The organism is Parafrankia elaeagni (genome assembly GCF_000374165.1).
In the GTDB taxonomy this organism is placed as follows: Bacteria; Actinomycetota; Actinomycetes; order Frankiales; family Frankiaceae; genus Parafrankia; species Parafrankia elaeagni.
This window is the reverse complement of record NZ_KB893740.1, coordinates 24,067-39,378: the sequence shown is the minus strand read 5'-3', so window position 1 is coordinate 39,378 and position 15,312 is coordinate 24,067. Positions and strand designations below refer to the sequence as shown.

At 72.3% G+C, this 15,312-nt stretch carries 12 protein-coding genes and 1 pseudogene; 6 read left to right on the top strand and 7 right to left on the bottom strand.

What is annotated here, in order from left to right; translation table 11 throughout:
- Positions 1 to 5: 5 nt before the first annotated feature.
- The 7 genes from B207_RS0121550 to B207_RS0121520 all read right to left on the bottom strand — a co-directional run bounded on the left by B207_RS0121550 (position 6) and on the right by B207_RS0121520 (position 10,194).
- A complete protein-coding gene (locus B207_RS0121550) occupies positions 6 to 1,019 on the bottom strand; it encodes a replication-relaxation family protein (protein ID WP_018638672.1) in 1,014 nt (337 codons plus the stop codon).
- A 35-nt stretch (positions 1,020 to 1,054) separates the two neighbouring features.
- Positions 1,055 to 3,553: a serine-rich family protein gene (locus B207_RS0121545; protein WP_026311302.1), complete on the bottom strand. Its 2,499-nt coding sequence runs from the start codon at positions 3,551 to 3,553 to the stop codon at positions 1,055 to 1,057.
- A 28-nt stretch (positions 3,554 to 3,581) separates the two neighbouring features.
- Positions 3,582 to 5,471, bottom strand: coding sequence for a VirB4 family type IV secretion system protein (locus tag B207_RS0121540; protein ID WP_026311301.1), 1,890 nt, complete (start codon positions 5,469 to 5,471; stop codon positions 3,582 to 3,584).
- Positions 5,468 to 6,748 carry a PrgI family protein gene (locus B207_RS0121535; RefSeq protein ID WP_026311300.1) on the bottom strand — a complete coding sequence of 427 codons (1,281 nt, stop codon included), beginning with the start codon at positions 6,746 to 6,748 and terminating at the stop codon, positions 5,468 to 5,470. Before B207_RS0121535 ends, B207_RS0121540 begins: the two co-directional genes overlap by 4 nt.
- 9 nt (positions 6,749 to 6,757) lie before the next feature.
- A complete protein-coding gene (locus tag B207_RS0121530) occupies positions 6,758 to 8,575 on the bottom strand; it encodes a hypothetical protein (protein WP_018638668.1) in 1,818 nt (605 codons plus the stop codon).
- 342 nt (positions 8,576 to 8,917) lie between these two features.
- A complete protein-coding gene (locus B207_RS0121525; RefSeq protein ID WP_018638667.1) occupies positions 8,918 to 9,304 on the bottom strand; it encodes a pilin in 387 nt (128 codons plus the stop codon).
- Positions 9,301 to 10,194, bottom strand: coding sequence for a hypothetical protein (locus tag B207_RS0121520; protein ID WP_026311298.1), 894 nt, complete (start codon positions 10,192 to 10,194; stop codon positions 9,301 to 9,303). Before B207_RS0121520 ends, B207_RS0121525 begins: the two co-directional genes overlap by 4 nt.
- Positions 10,195 to 10,683: 489 nt before the next feature.
- On the opposite strand from B207_RS0121520, the gene B207_RS0121515 reads away from it, so the two are divergent.
- The 6 genes and pseudogenes from B207_RS0121515 to B207_RS41740 all read left to right on the top strand — a co-directional run.
- Complete coding sequence (locus B207_RS0121515) at positions 10,684 to 11,403, top strand: hypothetical protein (RefSeq protein ID WP_018638665.1); 720 nt, start codon at positions 10,684 to 10,686, stop codon at positions 11,401 to 11,403.
- A 212-nt stretch (positions 11,404 to 11,615) separates the two neighbouring features.
- Complete coding sequence (locus B207_RS0121510) at positions 11,616 to 12,200, top strand: SAM-dependent methyltransferase (RefSeq protein WP_230205156.1); 585 nt, start codon at positions 11,616 to 11,618, stop codon at positions 12,198 to 12,200.
- Positions 12,201 to 12,274: 74 nt separating this feature from the next.
- Entirely contained in the window at positions 12,275 to 12,994 is a 720-nt protein-coding gene (locus tag B207_RS0121505; RefSeq protein WP_018638663.1) for a recombinase family protein, read from the top strand.
- Between the two features lie 85 nt (positions 12,995 to 13,079).
- A complete protein-coding gene (locus B207_RS39980; protein WP_154675526.1) occupies positions 13,080 to 13,316 on the top strand; it encodes a hypothetical protein in 237 nt (78 codons plus the stop codon).
- Positions 13,317 to 13,377: 61 nt separating this feature from the next.
- Entirely contained in the window at positions 13,378 to 13,647 is a 270-nt protein-coding gene (locus tag B207_RS0121495; protein WP_018638661.1) for a hypothetical protein, read from the top strand.
- A 53-nt stretch (positions 13,648 to 13,700) separates the two neighbouring features.
- Positions 13,701 to 14,717, top strand: a pseudogene (locus B207_RS41740) (recombinase family protein); the annotation flags it as partial.
- Positions 14,718 to 15,312 lie beyond the last annotated feature (595 nt).

Genomic DNA, 15,312 nt, shown 5'->3' with positions numbered 1-15,312 from the left:
GCCGCTCACCCCCGGTACTTCTCGGGTGGCATAGGCGCGGGCGGGCGCAGGCCCGCCCCGGTGGGGATGGCGTCCGGCCGGTCGGACACCGGCGCGGGTGCGGGCAGCCGGGGCCAAGCCCGGGGCAGCTGGTCGAGGGTGAGCCGGCCGGCGCGGCTGGCGGTGAGAGGCAGCCAGCGGGCGAGGGCCGGGTCGAGCTGGTCGTCGGGCGGGGCGAGCGTGGCGGCAGTGGTCGCGACCGGGACGGTGTGCGGCTGGTCGAGCCCGGCGACAGCCTCGGCCAGAGCACGCCGGGCGCGGGTCTCCCGCCCGTCGGTCGGGAACCAGAACAGCACCGGCGTGGTGATCCCGGTCGCGGTGGCGAGCCGCCCATATTTGTCGATCTTCGCAGCGAGACGCGCGTAGGGCTCGGTGGCCCAGTCGAGTTCGAGGAACCATTCGAGGTCGCTGCCCCGGCTGGTCCAGCGGCCGTAGGCGTCGGGGCGGACGATGTCACCGAACGCGGCCCGGGTGCGGGCTTCGGACCACCAGGCGGTGAGCGTGCCGGCCGGGTCCGGTCTGCGGGCGTGGGCGATGAGGTGGGTGAAGAAGCCGTTGACAGCGACACGGTGGGCGAGCTGGGGCCAGTAGGCGACCCCGAGGGCCCGCTCGTGCCGGTAGCCGGTCGAGGCCAGGTCGACGCCGTCTTCGGCGGCGAGGATCGCAGCCCCGGCGACGTCACAGACGTAGTGCGCGGGCGGCATGCCTTCACCGACGGGGCTCAGCGGCTGAAAGCGGTCGATGACACGCCAGCGGTAGAGCTTGAGCAACCTCTCGTTCGCGGTGCGCCGAGTGGGCCAGCCGGCCTGGACAAGCTGGTGGGTGGTCAGGACCCGGTGCTCGTAGAGGAGCCGGGCGACCCACCGGTCGCGGGGGCTGAGGTGGGGGGTCAGGTTGGTGAGGTGTTCGGCATCGGCGACGACGCGGGCGGTGGGACGCATCGGGGCCCGTAGGGCACGCTGCGGCAGCGGTTTGACCATCGGGGAGTCCTTCGAGGCGGGATAGGTGCGTGTGGTCAGGGGGCGCGGCGTGGGTCGGCGGTGGGCTGCGGCCGTGGACCGGTGGGCGCCGGGGTGGCGGGCGCGGCGGCGCGCCGGCGCAGGGCCCGACGGATCTGGACGGCGCGGCCCGGCACCGGCGGGGGCAGCTTCTCCGTGACGACCGTGAACGCGGGGGCTTCCTCGCCGCCGACGACGAGGCGGGCCGCGACGGTGAACCGGCCGAGGTTGGCCAGGTCGTGCTCGGCGAGCCGGGGCTCGGTGTGCCGGGCGAGCCGTTTCGCGTCCGCAGGGCTCACCGTGAAATAGATTTTCGACCGGGCGTTGGCGCCGATGCTCTCTTCCAGATGCCGAGGCAGCTGGACAAGGTTCTGGTGCGCCAGGGTGATTCCGAGCCGGTAGCCACGGGCGGCGGCGAGCATGTCTTCCAGCGCGTACGGAAGCGTGAGGAAATGGTGCGCCTCATCCAGGTACAAACTGGCGTCCGGTCTTTTCCCTTGAGGTAGGCGGGCGCGGCGGGTGGTGGACTGCCAGACCGCGGACACGACGATCGAGCCCATCAGCGCCGCGGTTTCGACGCCGAGGGCGTCCTGGGCGATGCGGACCAGGCACACCCCGCCGTCGTTGAGCACGGCGTCCATGTCGACGGTGGAGGGGCCGGCGGCGATCGCGGCCCGCACGAACGGCCGCAGCAGGAAGCCGCGGAGTTTGTTCATCAGTGGGGCGACGACGTGGCCGCGGGCGGCGTCGGAGAGGGCTTCGTACCAGGTCCAGAAGCCGGCCAGGATGTCGTCGTTGATCTCCCCGAGTGCCCGGTGCCGGTAGGCGGTGTCGGTCAGCAGCTTCGGGAGGTCGGTGAGGACGGGGACGCCGGGTTGGGCGGCGAGGGTGAGTAGGCCGGCACGGAAGATGTCCTCGGTGCGTGGCCCCCACGAGTCGGCGTACACGCGGCTGAAGATGCTGACCAGGTTGTCGACGGCCCGTTGCCGGTCGGGCTGGTCCAGCGGGTTCAGGCACGGTGGCCGGCCGGACGACTCGGCGTCGAACAGGACGAGGCGGTCGAGGGCGTCGAGGGGGTAGCGGGCGAGGATGTCGATGATCTGGTCGCCCTTCGGGTCGACATTGACCACGCCCCGACCGGCGGCGACGTCGTCCAAGGTCATGCGGGCGAGCAGTTCGGACTTGCCGGCGCCGGTCGCGCCGAGGACGTGCGTGTGATGCCGGGCGTCGGGGACCCGCAGGCCGACCGACCGCGCGTGTCCGGCGTCGGTCCGCCCGATGGGGCGGACGTTCGGGCCGGGGCCGGCGACGCCGGGCGGCGGGGCGACTGCTTTCGCGCCGGCGCGTTGCAGGCCGGGGGTCGCCTCGTCCACCGGCAGGTGGGCCAGCGCGCCGAGTTCGGCGACCGAGAGCAGGTCGCCACGGCCGAACTGCCGGGCGGCCAGGACGGGTAGCGGATGGCGCAGCCGGACGCGGCGGTAGTAGTTGTGCTCGCCGTAGGCCGCGAACGCCGACGCGATCGCGTGCGCCCGGCCGCGCAGCTGGCTGGTCACCTGGGCGGCGGTGGTCTCGTCGGTCTGCTCGTCGAGGATCGCGGCGATGGCGTAGCGGACGCGGACCTCGTAGGGGGCGCCGCGCTGCTTGGTGACGATGGCGCGGTCTTCCGCGGACTGCGCCAGCGACGTCTGCGGGTCGACCTTCACCGTGCTGGTCGCTGTCCGGCGGCGCTGCCGGGTGCGGCCGGTGTGGGGGGTTAGCAGGTCCAGCAGCCCGCCGATCAGGTGCGCGGAGCCGCCGGAGCGCAGCCGGCGGGCGGCCTGGCGGGACCGGGCGACGCGGCGGCCGGTGACGGGTCGGGCCAGGATCTGCACCGCCGCCCGTTGGTTGCGGGCGAGGCTGCCGGGCGCGCCAAGCAGGGCGCGGATCGGGTCAGCGTCATGGTCGACCCGGATCGGGAGCGCCTCGGGCCGGGCGAGGCGCAGTTCACCCCCGGCTGCCAGCAGCCGCCGGCCGGGCCGGGCGGCGACGGGCAGTGGCGCGCGGGCGGGGGTGGTGCGGGTATGCGCTCCGGGCCAGGCCGCCTCGACGGCGCGTTCGACGAACCCGTCCGGGACGACGCCGGGCACCCAGATCTGGATACGGACCCCGTCGGCGGTGAACTGGTACTCCCACACCAGATGCGGCTGGCCGATCAGACGTCGCCAGCCGGGACGGAGCAGACCGAGCAGGTTCGCCCACAGTGCGCCCGCGCCCGCCGGGTCGACGGTGGGTGGGGCCAGGACGGTGACGAGGCGGGCACCGGTGGTGAGTCGTTGCTGGTAGCGGCGGCGCATCCGCCGCCGCAGGGTGAACAGGCCGGCGGCGGTGATGGCAAGCAGCGGGCCGGCGACGGGTCCCCAGACCGGCGCCCACGCCCGCAGATGATCCAGTAGCTCGTGGAGGACGCTCCAGGGGTCGGCCGGGGAGGTGGCGATCGGTGAAGACGGCGTGGTGGCTGCCGCGGTAAACAGGTCCATGGTCACGATCTCCATGCGGCTACGACGGTCAGGCGGGGTCGAGGTAGATCTGGCCGTCGTCATCGCCCGGGTCAGCCGGTACGGCAAGATCGAAGAAGCCGTCGTCGCCCGCGCCGTCGGGGTCGGCGGCGAGTTCGGCCGGGTTCGTCGTGACCAGGCGGTGCTCGACGTCCGAGGCCAGGGCCTGGAACGCGACCCGCTGTGCCCCCGCCGCGAGCAGTCCTTGACCGCGGTCGGCGGAGAGCAGGAACTGCCGCTCGCCCTGGGACAGGTCGAACACGGCGGTGATCTCGTCGATCGCCTGCGGTGCCTGCCTCAACAAGATCTGGGTGGCGGCGTTGGTGACGATCGCCTTGCCGAGATCGGTCGCGAGCACGTCCGCTGTGTCCTGGGTCGCGACGGTGAGCCCGGCCCAGTACTTGCGGGCACTCTTGGCCATGCGGAACAGGAAGTCCGCGCCTGCGGGTTGGCGCATCAGCAGCCATGCCTCGTCGACGACCACGAGGCGTGGCCGGCGGTCGGCCGGGTTGGAGACCCGTCGCCAGATCGCATCGAGGACGAGCAGGGTCCCGATGGGCTTCAGTTCGTCGGCCAGGTCGCGCAGCGAGTAGACCACCAGGTGGCCGTCGCCGCTGCCGGTGGTCGGCCCGTCGAACAGACCCGAGAACGCCCCCGCCGTGTAGGGGTGCAGGCGGGCACCGAGCGCCACCGCCGCCGGGTCGTCGGAGCGGGCGAGAGTGGTGGCGAGATCCGCCAGCAGCGGCGCCGGTCGGCCCCAGCTGCGCGGGTCGGAGCTGATCCCCACCGCCTGGTAGGTCGCGGTGATCGCCGCATCGAGAGCTGCCCGTTCGGCCGCCGTCACCTGGCCGACCAGCACCGAGATCACGGTGTGCAGGAACAGGCTGCGCCGCACCAGCGCGTCGCGGGGCGCGGTCCGCCGGCCATCGGGAGTGGTCTGGATCGGCAGGTCGAACGGGTTGATCCGCACCCCGTCACCGCCGAGATGCAGGTAGCTGCCGCCGACCGCGGCGGCGAGGCGGGCGTACTCGTCCTCGGGGTCGACCACATGCACTTCGACGCCGCGGTACTGGGAGCGCAGGGAGTCGAGTTTGACCAGGTAGGACTTGCCGGCGCCGGAACGGCCGAGGATCACGGCGTTGTGGTTGTCGACGTCGCCGAACCGGTCCCAGTGCACGAGCCCGTTGCTGGCGACGTTCAGCCCGTACAGCACCCCGGTCGGAGCGAGGGACGTCGGGTCGGTGGGTGGCAGATCCGGGCTGGTGAACGGGAACGCGGCACTCAACGCCGCGGTGTCGAAGGTGCGGCGCATCCGCACCTGGTCCAAGCCCAGCGGCAGGGTGCTGACCCAGCCTTGCAGGGACCGGTAGCTGACCGGTTTGGCGTCCAGCAGCAGGCTGGCGGCCAGCGCCCGCACGGCGGCGACCTCGTCGGCCAACTCGGCTTCGCTGGTCGCGTGGACGGTCAGATACAGGCCGAGGCGGAAGAGTTTGCCTTCGCCGCGGGCGACGCGGGCGGACAGGTCGTAGGCGTCCTCGGTCGCCGCCTCGACCTGCGGGTCGACCAGCCGGCCCCGCTCATCGCCGAGCTGCCGGCCGGACTCCAGCTTCGACAGCTGGCGGCGGAGCCGGTTCGCCGCGGTGACCGGGTCGATCGACTCGACATGCACCGCCACGTCGACCCGGCCCGGGTAGGTCACCAGCGGGGCGAGCCAGCCTGCGTGGACCTCACGGGGATAGCCGGTGATCGCCATCGTGGCGAGGAAGTCCCCGCCCACGTCCAGGTGGCGGGGCGCGATCGACAGCGCGTCCGGGACGAACGCCGCCGCGGCGGTATCCACCGACGCTGTCGACGGGCTGGGGGCCTGGGCGCGGGCGCGGCGTCGGGCTCGTCTGCTCATCGGTGGTGTCCCTTCCGGGCTGTGGGTCGTGCGGGCCGTCGGGAGCCGTCGTCGGAACGCCCGGCGGACGGACGCAGGGCCGGCGGGTCCCAGAAGTCGGGGTCGTCGAAGCGGTCGTCATAGCCGAGATCGGCCGCCGCGTTCGGGTCGCCGAACCCGTCGTCATCCAGGTCACCGTCGTCGAGGTGGGGCTGGTAGGCCGGGTAGTCGTCGGTGGGCTCGGGGAGGTCGGCGGTGATGACCTCGTCGGGGGCGGCGAGCGCGGCCGGTGGCACCAGGCCGGCGGGATTGCAGGCGGCGGCCAGCACACTGGTCGCCGTGCCCGCGTCCAGCGGGGTGACGACGATCCCTGCGGGGGCGAGCAGATCGGTGGCCTCGGCGAGGCGGCGGGCGAGCCGAGTGTGCGCGGCACGACGGGCAGCGGCCCCGGCGCGGCGGACGTCGCGGGCCGCCCGCCGGCCCGTCAACGCGGCCAGCGGGGACGCTCCCCCGAGCCCATCGACCGGGCCGGCAGCGGCGAGCGGTTCACGCAGGACGAGCAGCACCTGGCGGGTCAGGAGCTGCATCTCGTCGGCGAGCTGTGCCAGGTAGGTGGCGTGTTCGCGGGCGGCGTGCGCGAGTGCCGGATGGGGCATCTGCTCGGCGGCGTCGTCGAGCAGGTGGATCTGGCCGGTCAGGTCCGCGGGCATCGCCCGCACGAGGATCTGCACCGGCGCGGTGAGGGAGTGCAGGTATCGGGCGAACACGGCGACCAGCCCGTCCTGCTCCCCCGGCGTGCGCAGCGCGAAGTTCACCGTGCTCGCGACCGCGACCACCGCCAGCCCGTCCGCACCGAGGTCGATCACGCCGACCCCGGCCTGGCCGGTGATGGTGCGGGCCGGCAGCCGCAGCGGCGCCGCGCTCTGCCCACCGGCGGCCGGTCTCCGTTCATCGGGGCCGCTGGTGGCGCGGGCGGCCAGCCACGACGGCGCCGCGACCACCCCTTCGGGGGCGTTGATCCGATGCCGTGGGCTGGTGCGCTGGCGAATCGCGGCGACCAGCAGCCGGTCCAGCGACAGCCCGTCACGTTGGCCCAGGACGAGAACACCGGCGCCCACGGCGACCGGCACCGCGAGCAGGGCGAACGCGGGCAGCGGCAGCAGGGCACGGGTCGCGGCCCAGGCCAGGTAGAGCACGATGCCGGTGAGCGTGAGGACCAGGACCTGGCGGGCGGTCAAATTCGCCACGATCCTGTCCTCACGATCAACATCGGCGGGAATCCTTACCGGATGTGTCATCGGGACTGATCACTTTCCGTTGCGGGGTGGGCGGGGGCGGCGGGGCATGTTCGGCAACAGCTGCTGCCGGTAGCGCGGCGGGACCGGCCGCGCCGGCGAGGTCGGACGGGCTGCCGCCCGCGGCGCAGGCGGGGCCGGCCGGGTGGGGCGTGGGGTGCGCTGCAAGCCCTCCAAGGGGAGGGCGTACTGGCCGGTGCGGTCCGGGCGGATGCCCCGGTAGGGATCGAACGGGAGCTCCGGCTGCCGAGCCTTCGGCGGTGCTGGCCGAGACGAGGCCGGCCGGCCGGGACCCGACCGGCCCGCACCAGCCCGCGCCGAAGCCGGACGCCGGGCAGGCCCAGGAGCCGCGGTCGCAGAGCGGGGCTGGTCGACCTCGAACGGCAGCAGCAGCTGGCCGTCACGGTCCACCCACGCACCGCCGTCTCGGGGCAGATACCGCCCGCCCGGGGCGACGGCCTGGCCGAACGGGATGGTCAGCTGGCGGTGCCGCGGCCGGGACCGGCCCGCCGGGCTCGCCGGCCGGGCCGGGCGAGGGGCACCTCGGGCCGGTCCCGGGCGGCGGACCCGGGGCACCCTCGTCAACGGGAGCATCAGCTGCCCGTCGGTGTCAGCCTCGACATGCTCGTACGGGTCGGATGGTCCGTTTCCCGGGCCTCCGCCCGGCCGGCCCCTTCCACGCCCACCCCGACCCCGGCCGCGCCCGCCGCGGCCTCGGCCGGCCCGTGAGCCCGCGCGCCCGGCGCCGCCGCGTCCGAAGCGGCCACCGAGAAGGCCCAGTGCCCGGCCCATGACGTAGGCGCGCACGACCCGACCCAGAATGCCGCCACCACCGTGGCCGATCCTCGGCATCAACCAGAACGGAATCTTGAACAGGAAGTAGATCAGGGTGATCGCGGCCAGCAGGTTCACGACCCCGTCCGGCGTCGGGCCGAACATGGTGAACCCGCCCGGAGTGAAGAACACCTTGAACGAGGCGATCAGGACGAACGACTGGGCGATCTGGATACCCAGGCAGCCGAAGAACGCCCGCCACCACCACAAGGCCACCTTCTCGGTCAGCGGATGGCCGTGCCCCGCCAGCGCCAGGGGTGCCGCGCCGATGAGCGCCACCTCGATGACGACCCGGGCGATATAGGTGCACAGCAGTGCCACGACCGATCCGGCGAGGAACAGTCCGAGAAAGATCACAAAAATGCTCTTGCCGAAGCCGCCGGGTGTCGGCACGATCGCCGCCAGGATGATGGTCTTCAGCTGCCCGGCGGCGGTGTCCGGGTTCAACCCTTCGCTCAGGATCGCGCCGGGTAGCACGTTCGCGATCTGGATGGCCTTCGTCGCCAGGAACTGTGACAGCCCGGCGGCGAGGAAACCGATCGGGATACGCGGGGCGACTTCTTTGATCGAGATACGGGACTGGACCGTGCCCAGCGCCATGACTGTGATCCCACCGAACATGATCAGCGTGCCGTAGGCGGTGGCGCTGATTGCCCACGACGTCGACCACAGTTCCCCGATCGCGGGAAGCTGCGACGGTTCCGGCGTCGTCAACAAGGTGCGGCCGAGCAGGTCCAGCAGCGGGTTCAGCGCGGCGGTCACCAACGTGCGGAAAAACGCGGTAATAGCGCCGTTGATCGCGTCGGTGATCCACCCGACGATCCCGCCGCCATCACCGCCGGTGTCCGGCGCCTCCGGCGTCGTCTGCGGCCTCGGGGGCGGCGGGACCTCCGGAGTGGTGGCGCAGTCCGGGTCGTCGGCCGGGCACGGCTCGGCGGGAGCACCAGTGCTGCCCGTGCCGCCGTCGTCGGGCGGGGTGTCCGGGGCGTCGGGCACGGGCGTTGCGTCCCCGCCGGAGGGAGCCGGTGTCGCCGGTGCTTCCTGGCCCGGTGGAATCGGGGACGGTCCAGGCTGCGGGTTCGGGGTCGGACCGGTAGGGGCGGGCGTGTCGGCGGACGGCGCGGTCGCAGGGACCGGTGGCGGGGGCGCTGCGGAGGCCACCGCGGGCAGCAGGACAACCAGCAGCAGAGCGAACGCCGCCGTCCCGGCCAGCAGCGCCCCTCGGCCCCATCCGCGGTCGCGAAGCCGAGAACAGCTCAGCTGGCGGCGCGTCTGGGCAGGCGGCGTGCCCGGTATGCCGGAGGGCTGGACGCGGCGGCGGGAGGCGGCGGTCACGGCCTAGCCCCCGACGATCTGCTTGAGAACCTCGACGACGACCGGCGCGAGCGCGGCCAGCCCATAGCCCCAGCCCGCGTTGCGGAACGCGTCCTTGGCCTTACCGACCTCGCCCGGCTCACCGTTCGCGATCAGGTACCGCACGCCGCCGACGCTCAGAAACACCGTCGCCAGCAGCGCGAGAATCCCCATGATCCAGTTGCGGATGTTGTTCAGGACCGTGTTCAGATCCGGCGCCACCGGCGCTGCCGGGGGCGGTGCCGCAAGCGCAGCCGCTCCGCCGGCCAGGACGAACACGCCCACAACAGCGACGAGCAAGACCGCCTGGTGCCATCCGACCCGCCGGGCCGGACGCGGGACGCGGATGTGCTCGGGTGGGGTCGGGCTCATGCCAGCACCCCCGCGACCGCACGGGCCGGCGCGCCGACCGGCGCGTGGGAACCGGCGGCACCGACCGGTGGAGAGGGCCGGGGCGGAGGCTCGCCGGCCGGCGGGTGCGGGGCCCGGCTGGGGGCAGCCGGGGCGGCGAGGTGGTCGACGAGACGCCGCTCGGCCCGTTCGCGCAACCGGGACGCCTGGCGGGGCGCGGTCGCGTGGCGGGCCGCCCAGGCACTGACCGGGAGGTCTTCCAGGCGGGTCGAGGCGATCAGGTCGGCTTCGGTACCGGTCAGGACCCCGGCGGCGACCGCGTCCGCGAGGACCTGTTCGGGACCGGCCGGTCCCGAACCGGACTCGACCGCCTCAGCCGCGGCGACGGTCTGGAACAGGTCCGAATCAGGACGCGGGGCCTCCCGCTGCTGCACGGTCAGCGCCAGCCCGGCGCGGTAGGCGGCCCAGCGCAGCCGCACGGCGATCCGCGGCAGGTCCAGGCGCACCGTGGCCACCGCTTCGAGGAACCCGGTAAGCACCTCGGCCTGCACGTCCGCGGCGTCGAGGTCACTGTGGCCGCCGAGTCGGGCGCAGACCGCGTGCAGCGCGGGCAGCGCCATCCCGGCCGCGCCGACCGTCCACGCGCCACCGTCACGCCGCGAACGGCGGATCACCACCGCCCACGCCGCGTCGCGCACGGCCTGCGGGCAGGAGCTGGCCAGCAGCAGGTCACGCAGCTCGTCCAACGCCATCATCCGCGGCGGCAGACCCGCCACCACCGACCCGTCCAGCGCCAGCGGCGCCGGCCCGGCCACCAGCAGGCCAAAGCAGTCCCGCAAGGTCGCCAACGGCAGCGCGGATACGCCGCGACCGGCTGGTCGGGCGGGAAAGGAAGACATTCCGTCGGGCATGACCGCCGTCCTTCGCTGTCACGGAATTTCGGACAGCACCCAGGAATCCACGCCACGCCCAGCGAAAAGCCAGAACGATCTTCCGGTAGATGCACAGAAAAGATCGCTGGCGTCCAGAAGAAGCACAGCGATCTTTATTCGGCGTTCGTGCCAGCCTCAGGGTCGAGGCGACGCCAGCGGGAGTGCGATCCTGCACAGCAGGGCTGTGACCTGCCGTGTTGTGCATCCAGCGAAGATCGCTGGGCACTATTGCTGGGCTTTGTGGCCGGCGGACAGCGATGCCAGCGAGAAAAATCTTGAAAAAAGATTCCGATGGCTTTTCGGAGTACTGCCCAGCGATCTGCCAGCGATCAATGGTCCGGTCGGACTAGGCACTGCCCAGCGAGAAAAATCTTGGAAAAAGTTGCCGTGCTGGTGTCCGAGACATGCCCAGCAGACGGTCTCTCTTTACGGCCGCGAAAAAACGCTCGCCGTGAAAGGAACCTCTCGATGCCCGTATCGGACCCTGACCGCGACGGCCGCGCTGTCGTCCCCGCAGGACGGCTGGCGACCGTCTGGCCGTGCCCGCCCGGCAGTCCCGCCCGGCCGCCTGCCGGCTGGCTTCAGGCCGCCGTCGAACAGCTCGTCACCACCCACACCCGGCCCGGCGACCCGGTCCTGCTCCTGATCCCGCCCGGCTCGGACGCGCCCGCCAGAGGCCGCCGCGAGACACCGGCGGACCGGCCCGCTGATGCGGGCCAGTCCGTGTCCCGACTCGGCCGCCGCGTCCAGGTCCGGACCGCGCCCGCCGTCCGAGCGGTGCCACCGTCCGGGTCCGGGTCCGGACCCGGACTCGACTCCGCCGACGAGGGTCCGGACCACGACCGCAGCCCGCTGGTCGTCACGGTCGTGGACCCGACGCGGACCGGCTGGGTGCGCGGTGTCCCCTGGGCCCGTCTGCTCACCCCCGACGGGCTGCTGGCGGTGATCACCCGCAGCGACAGTGTCGACGGCTGGCTGATCGACCCCACCGTCGAGCTGACCGCCGCCGCCGGCCGCCACGGGCTCGCGCTGCTCGACCGGTTCATCCTGGTGGAGGTCCCCCTCGACGAACTCGACTCGCCGCCCGGACCGCTGCCACGGGCGAGCGTGGCCCGCCGGGTGCACACCGATCTCCTGCTCTTCGCCACGCACACCACCGTGTCGCCGACGTCGGGCGTGCCCCGATGACCGGCCCGGCCCCACAGACAGGGCGCCGCGACGGCCAGTGGGCGACGGTCTGGTCCACCGGCCGACACAGCATCGCCACCGGCCAGGCCAGCGGACCGCCTCTGCCGCCTGGGGGTGCGGCGATTTCCCCGGCGGTAGCCGCCCACGCGATCGCGGTCTACAGCCGGCCCGGAGACACGATCTGTGACCCGGACTGTGAGCCGGGAGCCGTCGTGACCGAGGCTGTGCATGCCCGCCGTCACGCCGTCGGCATCGCCACCGACCCCGGCCGGTGGGAGGCCGCCCGTGCCGCGCTCACCCTGGCGAAGGCCCGTGGCGCCCGCGGCGACGGGATGATCCTCGACCAGCTGCCCGACCGCGAGTCCTGGGCCGGACTCGGACCGGTCGACCTGGTCCTGACCGCGATCGGACCACCCGACCCCGCCGAGCCGGCCGGTCCGGCCGGTGACCGGCTACGTGAACGGCTGGCCGCCTACCGGGGTCTGCTTCGGCCCGGCGGGCACCTCGTCGTCATCGCCGCCTACCACGTTGCCGGCGGGATGGACCTGGCCAGCCAGGTCGCCGTCGCCGGCCGGGACACCGGCTGGCGACCTGTGCAGCGGGCCATCGCGCTCACCGCCGTCCCCTATACCCGGGACCTCGGCACGGACCGGCCGACCTCCCGGGCACGGGCCTACCCGGTCCACCAGGACGTGATCGTCTTCCGCCCCGACGGTCGGCGAGCGCACGATCCGCGACCGCCGGACCCGCCGCCGGCCCGCGCCGTCCTCGACGCCTCGCCCCACTCGGCCGCCTAGACCACCCCTCCGCTGGCCGAGGCGGGGTGTGTTCACGCCGCCGCGGCCGGCTCTCCCTTTGGCTGGAGCCCCGCATGTCCGACCTGCTGCCCATCCCCGCGCTGCCGCCTGCCCCGCCCACGCCGGCCGGCCGGCGTGGCTGGTGGTGGCGCCTGACCCACCGCCGCACCGCCCGTGCCGCACGGCAGGCACTCCTGCTCGCGGACCATCACATCTGGACCACCGAACGGGCCCGCGCCGCCCAGATCGACCTGGTCCGCGCCGGCTTCCACCTCGGACCCGTCCCCCTCGGCTACCGCCCCCGCCGCATCACCGAACTCGGCGCTGACGGACGGGTCCGCCAGGGCATCCGCCTCGCAATCGCCCCCGGCCCCGCCCACGTCATCGCACTCATCTACCGGTGGCGCGTCGAGGACGAACTCAGCCCCCGCGCCATCGCCACGCGCCTCCGCTTCGTCCACAACGACCGTCTCGTCCCGCTGGTGAGCCCCGCCACCAAGCGGCCCTGGCAGCTGACCTCCACCAACGTCGCTCGTGTCCTGGCGAACCCCGTCTACACCGGCGCCACCGTCTGGGGCCGCACCCACGCCGGCACGCCCGTCCCACCCGACCAGTGGATCATCTGCCCGTACGCCCACCCACCGATCATCGACGGCCGCACGTTCTTCCGCGCCCAGCTCCTCACCACCCCCGAAAGCGCGATCATCAGCCCGTACCTGCCGCCGTGGGAGTTCCCCGCCGACCCTCCGACCGACCCGGGAAATGACAGCGGACGTCACGGGGCGGTGACATGACGACACCGCCGCGGCACGTTTCTCGTTTTTTCTGGCGAAGCGCGCCCGCCTACGGATCGCAGCACAGCGGTCTGGAGCTCCTGCGGTGACCGCGTCCTCACCCCGAAACGGAGAGGGAAGACGTCACCCGGTCGCTACGGACGACTCGGAGGCGCGTTTCTTCGGACGGCGGAACGCGGCCCGCCAGGTGGAAATCGAACGCATCGAGACCGTCAACATGACCATCGAGGAGTACGACACGGCGGTGTCCGCTCTGGCCGAACTTGTCCTACAGTGGGAAAGGAGAGGGGCGCCGAACACGGTGCCGAGAAAGACAGGCTGAAATCTGGCCCGACCCTCCCTTCACGTGATCCGCATTTGAACACACAGAAAGGAGGGCCGGTATGCCACGCCCATATTCAGCCCGATGGTCCGCCGAGAAGACGACGGCGAACCCCACCCGCGTTCCCGGTGCCGCGCCGGTCATCATCTACCTCCGGCACGGCACCGACCGCGGGTGCCGGTCCATAGCGGCACAGCAGGAAAAGGCACTGTCCTTCCTCGCGACCCACTCCATCACCGTCCAGCTCGACGCAGCCGGTGAGGTTCGCCGCCACGTTCCGACCCGGCCCACCGGCCGCCGGGAAAACCGGAACCGCCAGCCCCAGGAATAAACCGCCCGCAGCGTCCCAGCAGATCGAATCCGGGAAGGAAGGGAACGCCTACCATGCCGCGCTCGACCGCGCGCCGAACCACCGCGAAACGAACCAAGCAGGCCGTCGCCGCGCTGCCCGAGATCGTCCGGGTCGGGATCTACCTGCGCCGCTCGACCGACGATGAGAACCAGCCTTACACCATCGAGGTCCAGGAAGAACGGCTGCGCTCCTACGTCGACTCCCAACCCAACTGGGTCGTCGCCCTGCGGTTCGCCGACGACGCCTCCGGCGCCACCACCGAACGCAAGGACCTCCAGCGCGCCCTGTCCGCTGCCCGCAACGGGCTCATCGACGTCCTACTCGTCTACCGGGTCGACCGGCTCTCCCGCAGCCTGCGCGACACCGTCCATCTCCTCGAAGATCTCGAACAGGCCGGGGTCGTGTTCCGCTCGGCGACGGAGCCGTTCGACACCGCCACTCCCATCGGCCGCATGCTCCTCCAGATGCTGGCGATGTTCGCCCAGTTCGAACGCGACATGATCATCGACCGGGTCATCGCCGGGATGGAACGCAAGGCCGCCAAGGGCCTGTGGAAAGGCGGCAAATGCCCCTTCGGCTACCAGGTCGACAAGACCGCCAAGAAACTCATCATCGACGAGACCACGGCCCCCGTCATCCGCAAGATCTTCGACTTGTACGTCCACGACCGCCTCGGCACCCGGATCATCGCCAACTACCTCAACAGTCGCGGTCACCGCACCTCCGTCGGCGGCCCCTGGTCCGCGATACAGATCCTGCGCATCCTCGACAACCGGATCTACCTGGGCGAGCTGACCTTCCGCGAGATCACCGTCGAAGGCACCCACGAACCGATCATCGACGAAGAGACGTTCGACGCCGCCGAGAAGATCCTCACCGAACGCAGCGAAAGCAAATCCCGCCGCGCCTCCAACGCCTCCGACTACTACCTGACCGGCCGGATGCGCTGCCCCCAATGCGCCACAGCCCTCATCGGCACCCGCGCCAACGGCCGCAACCGCACCTACCGCTACTACACCTGCCACACCCGCAACCGCTACAACCGCAACAAGTGCGACGCCCCCCGCCTCGACGCCGACGAGGTCGACACCGCCGTGCTCAAAGCGCTCGCCAGCTTCTACCGCGACAACCAGCAGCTCATCGCCGACGCCGTCACCAAGGCCCAGCGCAGCCACCGCGACGCCCGCTCCGGCCACACCGGCGAACTCACCACCATCGAGACCGAACTCACCCAGACCGACCAGGCCATCGACCGCTACCTGGGCGCCTTCGAGCGCGGCACCCTCGACGAAGAGACCCTCGCCACACGGCTCGAAGCCCTGCGCACCAGGCAGAGGCAGCTCCGCCACCGGCAAGCCGAGCTCACCGAAGAGATCGACGATGAACCGGTCATGCCCGCCCGCTCCACCCTCCGGGCAGTCGTCAAGCACATCGAGATGATCATCGAGACAGGCGATGACCTCCGACGCAAGGCCCTCATCGAAGCCCTCGTCGCCGAAGTGAAGATCGTCGGACCCGACCGACTCATACCGATCTTCAAAATCCCTGAGCCCGGGGCTTCCAGGGACGCCGCCAACGTGGAGACTGGAGAGACGGACCGACCAGACCCAACCCGACCACCAACGCAAACCGCCCCCCGCGGGG

Excerpts from the sequence above, each read along its gene's own strand:
- B207_RS0121540 (WP_026311301.1), bottom strand. The coding sequence starts at position 5,471 with ATGAGCAGACGAGCCCGACGCCGCGCCCGCGCCCAGGCCCCCAGCCCG.
- B207_RS0121535 (WP_026311300.1), bottom strand. The coding sequence starts at position 6,748 with ATGACACATCCGGTAAGGATTCCCGCCGATGTTGATCGTGAGGACAGG.
- B207_RS0121505 (WP_018638663.1), top strand. The coding sequence starts at position 12,275 with ATGTCCGACCTGCTGCCCATCCCCGCGCTGCCGCCTGCCCCGCCCACG.
- B207_RS0121515 (WP_018638665.1), top strand. The coding sequence starts at position 10,684 with ATGCCCGTATCGGACCCTGACCGCGACGGCCGCGCTGTCGTCCCCGCA.
- B207_RS0121550 (WP_018638672.1), bottom strand. The coding sequence starts at position 1,019 with ATGGTCAAACCGCTGCCGCAGCGTGCCCTACGGGCCCCGATGCGTCCC.
- B207_RS0121495 (WP_018638661.1), top strand. The coding sequence starts at position 13,378 with ATGCCACGCCCATATTCAGCCCGATGGTCCGCCGAGAAGACGACGGCG.
- B207_RS0121525 (WP_018638667.1), bottom strand. The coding sequence starts at position 9,304 with ATGAGCCCGACCCCACCCGAGCACATCCGCGTCCCGCGTCCGGCCCGG.
- B207_RS0121545 (WP_026311302.1), bottom strand. The coding sequence starts at position 3,553 with ATGGACCTGTTTACCGCGGCAGCCACCACGCCGTCTTCACCGATCGCC.
- B207_RS0121520 (WP_026311298.1), bottom strand. The coding sequence starts at position 10,194 with ATGCCCGACGGAATGTCTTCCTTTCCCGCCCGACCAGCCGGTCGCGGC.